Source organism: Photorhabdus aballayi, assembly GCF_026153155.1.
Classification (GTDB): Bacteria; Pseudomonadota; Gammaproteobacteria; order Enterobacterales; family Enterobacteriaceae; genus Photorhabdus; species Photorhabdus luminescens.
Map to the genome: position 1 here is coordinate 139,242 of NZ_JAPFCD010000009.1, position 9,455 is coordinate 148,696.

The window sequence follows — 9,455 nt, forward strand, 5'->3', positions numbered from 1 at the left end:
AAATGGCGACACAAAATGGTCATATAAATAAACAAACAACATGTTAGTGAAAAAGCCCACACCGGCAATCAAGATACTCATCAATAGAACGCCAGGAATCAAAAAAAACACAATTTTATATTTCCCCCATCCTCCACGTTTAATTATCCGACGAATGATAAGTATATCAATAACCAATATTGCCGGACTAAACATCAACAGATAAAGAAAAAAAGTTATTAGCAATAAAATCCAGAGCACATTGAACCTCCAATTAATTATTTAAAACACTATCACTTTATCACTATTCGAAAGCTCCCGGTCTTTTACGAAAAGTTTTCGTTATTGCCTCCCAAAACATGATCAATTCATCTTCAGTATATGGCGTTGCAGGTAACTGGTAATTCATTAATATAACACCAACACCGACGTTTTTATCATCCAATGCCATATCATTTGCAATAAAATCAAATCGATACCGAGGATTGTTGTCAAAAGATTGTAGACCTACTGCTAACAACTCCTCCCCATAAATACCATTTATCTCTCTTTCCTCCTTTCTTATTATCTTGCCATAGTTAATGAACCAATCCCTTTCAATTTTACTAATACGTTCAAGTAAAATCCCTTCCCCTTTAAAGTCATTAATGATTGCAACACTGAATGTAAAATTACTATCCTGATTTCCTTGATAGACAAACATCATATTCTCTTTATCATTATCATGACCGGCAATAAAACCGTCAGGGATACAGATTCCTGCTTCTGTCGGAATATCGCTATCCTTTCTGCCACTGATTCTGGCAATTAGCCTTTGCATTTTGTCCAGAGTTTGAGACAGCATTTTATATTGGTTTTCATGCAATCCAGATTTTATATAACGGTCACGTGAATAGCTGTATTTATCATCTGATATTTCTGTAAACTTCATTTCTATCATAAAAGCAACCCCATTATCATATAAATGGGTTTCTAATATTCGGGAAAATCCGGGTTCGCTGATATTTTGATTTCTATCAAAAATCACGCCATATAAGTTTCCCTGGAGATGATGGGCCTTTTTTAAAAAGGGCAGATCTTTCAGATCGGTAGTTTTAGTCGTCCTTAATTTTTGCTCTCTTATCTCTATCCGCTGTTCAAATGCGGATAAATGCATACGCTTGGTTTCTATTTTTGCATCGCCAATATATATCTCATTATTGATGATATTTTCAAATACTAAAGGAATATCAATCAGATAATGCCCGATACAACGCGTCGGCATATTAGTTAATATTTCAGTTTTCATTTCATTTTCCTTTCTTAAATTAAAACAGGGTAATAATGGGCAGGGAAATATCATGCCGTATCAACACCATTAACGGATTACGGTTTTCATTTCTCAGGCTCCTCTAACGGGGTCGGTTCCAGCGTCTTTCCCGCCCAACGCGCTTTAAGATTATCTTGGGTCATTTGCAACCGCCGCTCTTTGAGAAACTCCCTCTGCTGACGGGTCACTTCGCCCACATTATGGGTGAACGCTTTTCTATACTCCAGTCCGGCTAACAGGGTGATCAGCTCGCCGGAAGTTAAATATTGCGCGGTCACTTCCCGCTCAGCGGCAATGCTCTTGGACACTTTATCGACAGCCTCCACCACCGTGTTGGCGACTTTTTTCTGTTTAAAGAAAAACAGTACACCGCCTTCCGTTGGCGATACGAACCCTACCACAGTGCCAGCCACTGACAGGAGTGACAGAGGTCTGCTACAAATTGTACCGAAGTAAATGACTCGGTAGCGGAAATAGCCCCCCAACGGTTCACGTGAACCGAGCGTCGAGTACATAAACCAGGCACGGGAATCGTGAACCTGATTGTCATACAAGGCGACCAACAATGACTCGGGTGATTCCTGTTGTCCGGGTTTTGCCGCCGGAGCAGGCCGGAAAAGCTGTTTGACCAACCTCTCTCCCGCCCCTTTCATTTGCAGATACTCCAGAAGGTCATTATGATCATCCAACATGTAAATTGCGTAACGTGGCACGGTATCGACGGCAAACTGCCACCCATTGTGTTGTTCCCGCTGGTCGCCGTGGTAGTCACTATTAAATTCCGCTGCCGCTTCCCGCAACTGATTCTGGGCGGTTTCCGGGTCAAAATCCGGCACTCCCTGCATTAACAACGGCGGCGTTTTTCCTCCATCGCGAAAAAATTCATTCCACTGCGCTTTCCGTTTAGCCTCTACCTGCTGTTGTGCTGCCTTGTGTGCCTGTTCGCTCTGTTCATAATGCGCCTTTTTCGCATCACGGTTGGGAGCGTCATGAAAAAATGGCGCACCGAGCAGCATGCCGTTGGCGTAGCGATTGATACGCCAGGCCGTCAGCCAATTCATCTGGTTTTCCATCGCCTGTTCCAACGCTACAGAGGCCCGCACCGGCTCAAAACGGGCTGCTTCTTCATCAGACAAAGGCTGTTTGGGCATCTCCAAACCCAGAGTGACCTGGCGCCAGGCGTTGAAGCGGTTGACTAAATCTGGAGCAACTTCAAACTCTTGCTGAACATCAGTGTTCATCGCCCGCCACAATTGATCTTGCAAATCATCAGGCAATACTAACCGAGGGACCTTAAGGGGTGCCCCAACCTGAAAGGCTGCCGCATACATTTCATGTAAAGAGATCTGCGACAATAACAGCGCATCTGTTTCACCTATTGCTTTACCCTGTTCTCCCGGTGGATAACCTCCCCCCAAATCAGAATGCACACCGGGATAAATCACCTCAGTGCTGCCTGTTGGATAGGTGCCGTCCGCCCGGCGAATGGAATCCATCGGGAAACACAATCGTTGTTCATGGGTCGAGACCAAGTGCACACAACGTTTCACCAGACCGCCGTAAGTCGCCTCCGATGGCAGCTCCTGAGTGCCGTCTGCCCAGGCCATATGCCCTTCAACAACGGGGATCATATGGGGCACTCCGACCGACGCCACCGTGTCAAACAATCCGAGAAATTCTACGCTGATGGGTAAATTGCTATCCGGGTCTGTATCGTGTTTATGTTGCAGACACTGGGCCGGTTTCTGGCCTGCTTCTCTCGACGGCGGAAACAGTTCGGTCAGCCAGTTAACAAAAGTCCGTGCCTCCGCAGCCCCACGGGAAAAACCATACACATACAATTTCATGCCCAACAACTTACACTTACCCCGCCCCGGCTGACTGCGGGCTATCCTCAGTTCACGTTTTAAGCTCGCAAACTGCTTATAAAACTCCTCATAGCGGTTATTGCTGCCTCCCAACTCCAGCATATTCCATGTGGTCGCCATCGCTTTCAGGGATTTTTGACAAGCAACATCATCAATTGTGTCGTTTACCAATACGCGCTTTAATACATCAATCAACCGCAGCAATGCCCAATTGATCCGGTCCTCTCCCCCGCTAGCTGTCGCCAGCCCCAATTTGCTGTAATCCAGCTCATTAATTTCCGGGAAAGGGGTTCCCACCCCGGGAACATAATACTTAAAGTACTTTCTTCCGGTGCTCTCAATATTATCCAGTAACGGTTTACCTGATGCCCCGCCGGCATAACCCGCCCCAATGGTCGCCTGAAAAAGGCGGACAACATTGGTCGGATGATGAGGAACAGCCTGATAAAGGTCGTTATATAAATTATTGCCGGTTCCATCAAAAAACAGGCTGACATGCAACGTATTACAACAGGGGCGGATCACCCGGCGATTGGCGGCCAGACAAAGCTCCTGAAAGTAAGCTTTTTCCTGATTGCTCTGTTGCTGACAGTTTTCCCTGACCAGATAATTCTTAGCAGGTAACCGCCCCTGAGCCGGAAAAGGGGCTGGCAACCAGACAAGATCATGATACTTTATTTCGGACATACTTTTGGTTCCTTCATTTCCAAGGGGTCTTTAATTGGGTAGTTAGGACTACCGTAGGTGTTACACGAAGTGGTGACTTTGACCTGATCACAGGGTAAGAAGTGCACTGTAATGCCGCAGGTACGCTGCCCGGTATAATCAGGAACTGGCACTACCTGGCTATGCTGGCGTTTCTGGGCATTAATCTTGTCCCTCCACACCAAATACTTCTCCCAATTTTCATAGCCGGGAAAATCGTCGGAAAAAGCGACACCGGTCTCCCAATCCACCTTAACCGTCATCCCCGGTCGCCACTTATCTGGAGCACGATAGCAGCAACCGCCACCACCGCCCTGATACGGGCCGATACTGTCGATACCCGGTTGATCATCCACACTGAACCGGTTTATCGCCCATTTGGTATGGTTAATGGCGATAATGATGCCTGCCTGTGCCGGAAACTGGCTACAGGCAACCAGTAGCAGGCATAAAACTACCAGCCTCAATGGTTGTTTCTTCATCTTCTATTCCTTCACATTAGTGACAATCTGGACTTGAGGTGCCGGTATGCATTACTTCGGACATACTTTTGGCTCCTTCATTTTCAACGGTTCTTTAATCGGGTAGTTAGGACTACCGTAGGTGTTACACGAGGTGGTGACTTTCACTTGATCGCAGGGTAAGAAGTGCACCGTAATACCACAGGTACGCTGCCCGGTATAATCGGGTACTGGCACTACCTTGCTGTGCTGGCGTTTCTGGGCATTAACCTTGTCTCTCCACGCCAAATACTTCTCATCATTTTCATACCCGGGAAAATCATTGGAAAAAGCGACACCAGTTTCCCAATCCACCTTAACCATCATCCCGGGCCGCCACTTCTCCGGGGCCCGATAGCAACAACCTCCACCACCGCCCTGATACGGGCCGATACTGTCGATACCCGGTTGATCATCCACACTGAACCGGTTTATCGCCCATTTGGTATGGTTAATTGCTTCAATGGTTCCCGCCTGTACCGAAAACTGGCTACAGGCGACCAGTAGCAGGCATAAAACTGCCAGCCTCAATGGTTGTTTTTTCATCTTCAACTCCTTCACATTAGTGATAATCTGGACTTGAGGTGCCGATATGCATTACTTCGGACATACTTTTGGCTCCTTCATTTTCAAGGGGTCTTTAATTGGGTAGTTAGGACTACCGTAGGTGTTACACGAAGTGGTGACTTTGACCTGATCACAGGGTAAGAAGTGCACTGTAATGCCGCAGGTACGCTGCCCGGTATAATCAGGTACAGGCACTACCTTGCTATGCTGGCGATCATTAGCCCGCAACTTATTACGCCAAGATAAATACTTCTCTTCATCAGCAAAACCTGGAAAGCCTTTTGTTGATGCTTCACCTGTCTCCCAATCCACCTTAACCATCATCCCGGGCCGCCACTTCTCCGGGGCCCGATAGCAACAACCTCCACCACCGCCCTGATACGGGCCGATAATATCGATACCCGGTTGATCATCCACACTGAACCGGTTTATCGCCCATTTGGTATGGTTAATTGCTTCAATGGTTCCTGCCTGTACCGGAAACTGGCTACAGGCGACCAGTAGCAGGCATAAAACCGCCAGCCTCAGTTGTTGTTTTTTCATCTTTAAATACCTACTCCTACTTACTCTATTGTGTCTCCAATACTGGCGACGTTATTAATCATTTCTACGGTCGTTGGCAGGCGACACAAAACTAATAAAGGATCGGCATGTCATTATCGTCATACTGGGAAATAATCCGCGTGGTATTTCCCGACCGGCAGGTAACCGGATCGAAAATATTTACAAAGCCACTCATCTTTTCGCAATACATCAATGCATGAACAAAATGAGCGATTACTGAATTTCCTTATCCTCCCTGCGGGTGCTTATAGAAATCAACTCTTTTTTTCAAAAAAATACGATTTTTAATGCATCCCCCTTTGCACCGCCGATATAACGGCATGTCGAATAAAACATTTAAACTTCATGACAATAAAATGACATTGATTGACAAAAGTAAACTGGCATTGATTACCATAAAATGAAGGCAATATGAATACGCCGTTATAATCATATCCCTATATAACAATGTCTATTTTCATTTTATTCAATAGATTATATCTATCTCAATCTCATCACTCCTTTTTAAATCTCATTCATCCCATCACGATAAAGAAGAATAACTCTCATTCATGCCATGCAAATAATAAGATAGCCAATAACATCAATAAAACCGCATAGCAATATTCTCTCTTCACTTAGAAAAGTATAATCAGGTTTCTCACCAATATAGCCAAATATCTTCATCGGAATATCTGTAGTGATATTTATCCTGACAGCTATTCTGTTAACGGAGAAAGTTAATGGTTACGCTATTCTCTGATTTATCCCCAACAGCATGCATTATTCCTCTATCAGATCATCGTCATTTATCGCTGATATTGTCGCGTTATTTCCCGGCTTCACCACAAAGATATTTTTCGGCAATTTAAATCCGCGCAGTTTTAATAATGCCAGCGGCCCTTCGCCCAGTTCTGTGCGCAAAATCCAGGTCAACGGTAAACCATCCGGGGCCGTAAATATCAGCCAGTAACGGCTTTCATCCAGCTTTTCCACTTTCGCCTGCGCCAGCCAGCGGATCAGTCCCCAGTTCCCCTGATAATCACCGAATAACCTCGCCCCGGCGTTGACACTGGTCCAGGTCAGCATCGCCCCCGGTTTATAGGTCTCTCCCGGCCAGCGAAAACTCTGCCAGCTTTCCATCTGGTTAAAATAACGCAATTTCTGCCCGTCTATCGTCAGGTCAGTTTCCACCACATCCCGCACCGCTCTGGCCCGCAGTTCAAACCGCAATCCCTGACTGCCATCGGCAAATAACAGGTCCGATAACTGACTGAGCTGATTTATCGCTTTCAAAAAATCCGGGTTAATCTGCACGCCCTGACCATTCACTTCATCCACCACCCACTGGTTACCGGCTTTATGCAGTATTCCGCCTAACTGACGCGTCAAAAACTGCTCTATCCGCCCCGAATCTGACCGAATAAACTGGCCCAACATCGGCAATGAAATTTCACTCTCGCCACCGGCAAACGGATAACGGCCCGCAAAGGCCCGATTCCAGTTGTCCACTATCGCCGTCTGCCATTGGCTATTCAGACTCGCCGTCGCCGGTTTCAATACCCCCTGCCACGCCTGCGCTAACGGTTCCACAAACAGCGTCTGACCAAAACCCCGCCATTGGCCGCCCAAACTGGCTGCTATCAAGCGCCCGTAGCCCTGCGTATCCGTTAAATCGGTGCTTTTCCCTTCAAATACCGTCTTAGCCAGCGCATTCGCCATTGCCGGCGGGTCATCACTGTTGTTCATCTGTTGCAGTTTCAAACGCACTTCGGTTACCCGAGTGAGAAAGGTTTGTAAATTCAAGGTGCTGTCGGTCTTCACTCCCCCGGCAACCTGATTTTCTCCCATCAGCGCCAGCAACGGCCCAAAGGTTTCATTCATCGGCCCATGCAGGCCAGCCATCTGCTGGTCAATCATCCCAGACGTTTTTTTATTCAACAACGTCCTGGCGGATTTCACCAACGAATCCGATAACGTCGGCCCCTGTTGCCCGGTTTCGCCCTGATAGGCCAGCGTGTTCATCAACGCAATCAGCGGGGATTGTCGCCCATCCGCCATCAGGGTTAACTGGTCGATGGCATCCGACAAGTTACGGGTTTTGTTCCAACGCAGGCTGTTGAGAAAATCCTGCCACGCCCCGGCAAAATCGGTAAAGTAACGGGCGGTCAAACGGGCTTTCAGCTCCTCCGGCGATACCGCCGCCGAGACTGACTGACGGTTATCACTCAGCACCCAGTCAATCGCCTCCTTACGTGAGGCCGCCGCCTCCGCTATCGCTTTTTGTATCCCGCCTTCCCACGCCTGACGGGTAAACATCCCCGGTATCACGCGAGAAGTGGTAAACAGCCGTTCCGCATCAGTTTCGCCGGTCATCTGCCTTAACGTCAGATCCGCATAATTTTTCTCCACCGATTGCAGCATCTGCTGGTAAAGCGCCGCTTCGGCATTGTGTTTACCTAGCTGGAGCAGCAACAACTGACGCACCTGTTTAACCAATGCCTTATCCGGGGTGATCCGCCATTCCGGATGCACAGGCAGATTCTCCGCATAAAAACCCCACAAATCCCACGCCGTATCCAGCCAGACACCGGGGGCAATACCGGCCCGCTCAGGTTCATTTTCATTCAGTATCCGGGTTAAAAATGCGGCATCCACTTTTTCCGGCTGCGCCATCATCAGGTAGGCTTTTAACTGGTCATGACCGGCCTGCGCCCACTTAGCCCGCAACGGGCTGCCCGGCGGCAAATTCACCAGCGCACTCAGTTTCGCATGCAGCACCGCGGCGGCTTTGTCCCGTATCAGGCGGTTATTGGCCTGCGCATAATCGGGCAGCACTGCCGTCAACAGTTTCTGATTCTGACTCAAACCAAAACGCTCATACCACGGCACACCCTGTTCAGCCCGGTATTGCAGCCGGCCCACCTCGTTACTCAGGTCTTTTAAAGCCATCAACTGGGCATCAGAACCTTCCGGGCGCGCTTTCAGGCCAGTGACCGCCGCCTGCGCCACGGCTATCTGGTCACGGTTGGTGAAGAAGGAGAGCACCATGCCGGCACCCCATAACAAGCCTAACACCATCAGGCCGCGACAGACGGTCTGTGCGTGGAGCATGCCAACCCGCCGGCCGTGAAAACGGCGACTGCCCTCCAATACTCCCTGCCAGGCCGAATCGGGCAGCCAGATCTGCGGCAGGCGAGTCGTCTGCGCCCTGAGCGGCAAACTGAACATCAAACCGCGCAGCGACACCACATCGCCATATTCCGCTAACCACGGCGTCAGGACCTGTTGCCAGTGCGCAATCCCCTGTTGTTTTAAGTTCGCAGACAGACGACAGAGAAAATCGTGGGCGGTCTTCTCCAGCAGTTGCTGCATCCCGCGCTGGCGCAACGGGTCAACCAATTCTTGTAACTGTGTCGCCACAATATCCGGGGTACAGCGTTCAGGAAAAAAGCAGCCGACGGTCTGAGTAATACGGCCTTCCTGAGACCAGCGGCTGTAACACACCTGCCACAGGTAAACCGGGGCCTGCCAGCGCAACTGTTGAGCCTGTTTTTGCAACGTCCGCAGCGCTTTATCCATCCACACCGGCTGTGCGCTTTGGTGTTCAGTCAGCGCCCAGACAATGCCATTGAGCGGCCGGTAACGGCGCAAGCCACGCAAGGCCATCAACTGAGCGGTATCCGGTTCCGCCTGTAAACTGCCGCCCCAGAGCAACAACGCGCGATACCCCTCCTGCCAATGTGCCGTAGTCAGTCCCGGCGCAATGGCTTCCACCTGCTCCACTTCGCCCACCACCAGTAAAATGCGGACTTTATACCACCAGAACACCCCGTAACGCAGGCGCATGCGATCGCCCAAATCACCATAATCATACGGTTCACTGGCCGGTAAAAGCGGCCGGGTATCGGGCTTCACATCGGTGACTTTGTTTTTGACAAACAACGTTACGGTGATAAAACCTAGCATACTCACCACCACTGT

The 9,455-nt window shown here is 48.9% G+C and carries 6 protein-coding genes; all 6 read right to left on the reverse strand.

The genetic code is table 11. The annotated features are described in order from the left end of the window. Positions 1–283 precede the first annotated feature (283 nt). On the reverse strand, positions 284–1,267 hold the full coding sequence (locus tag OO184_RS07395) for a Tli4 family immunity protein (RefSeq protein ID WP_265378619.1): 984 nt from the start codon (positions 1,265–1,267) through the stop codon (positions 284–286). A gap of 86 nt (positions 1,268–1,353) precedes the next feature. Beyond that, the gene (locus tag OO184_RS07400) at positions 1,354–3,843 is read right to left on the reverse strand and encodes a Tle1 family T6SS lipase effector (RefSeq protein WP_265378620.1); all 2,490 of its coding nucleotides are present in this window, start codon (positions 3,841–3,843) and stop codon (positions 1,354–1,356) included. Continuing rightward, complete coding sequence (tli1a, locus tag OO184_RS07405) at positions 3,831–4,343, reverse strand: Tli1a family immunity protein (protein WP_265378621.1); 513 nt, start codon at positions 4,341–4,343, stop codon at positions 3,831–3,833. The genes OO184_RS07400 and tli1a (OO184_RS07405) overlap by 13 nt, the downstream gene beginning before the upstream one ends. 51 nt (positions 4,344–4,394) lie before the next feature. Beyond that, positions 4,395–4,907: a Tli1a family immunity protein gene (gene tli1a / locus OO184_RS07410; RefSeq protein WP_265378622.1), complete on the reverse strand. Its 513-nt coding sequence runs from the start codon at positions 4,905–4,907 to the stop codon at positions 4,395–4,397. Between the two features lie 51 nt (positions 4,908–4,958). Continuing rightward, positions 4,959–5,471, reverse strand: coding sequence for a Tli1a family immunity protein (gene tli1a / locus OO184_RS07415; protein WP_265378623.1), 513 nt, complete (start codon positions 5,469–5,471; stop codon positions 4,959–4,961). Positions 5,472–6,254: 783 nt separating this feature from the next. Then, the coding region (locus tag OO184_RS07420) for an ImcF-related family protein (protein ID WP_265378624.1) at positions 6,255–9,455 on the reverse strand (3,201 nt) is incomplete at its 5' end.

Excerpts from the sequence above, each read along its gene's own strand:
- OO184_RS07395 (WP_265378619.1), bottom strand. The coding sequence starts at position 1,267 with ATGAAAACTGAAATATTAACTAATATGCCGACGCGTTGTATCGGGCAT.
- tli1a (WP_265378623.1), bottom strand. The coding sequence starts at position 5,471 with ATGAAAAAACAACAACTGAGGCTGGCGGTTTTATGCCTGCTACTGGTC.
- OO184_RS07400 (WP_265378620.1), bottom strand. The coding sequence starts at position 3,843 with ATGTCCGAAATAAAGTATCATGATCTTGTCTGGTTGCCAGCCCCTTTT.
- tli1a (WP_265378621.1), bottom strand. The coding sequence starts at position 4,343 with ATGAAGAAACAACCATTGAGGCTGGTAGTTTTATGCCTGCTACTGGTT.
- tli1a (WP_265378622.1), bottom strand. The coding sequence starts at position 4,907 with ATGAAAAAACAACCATTGAGGCTGGCAGTTTTATGCCTGCTACTGGTC.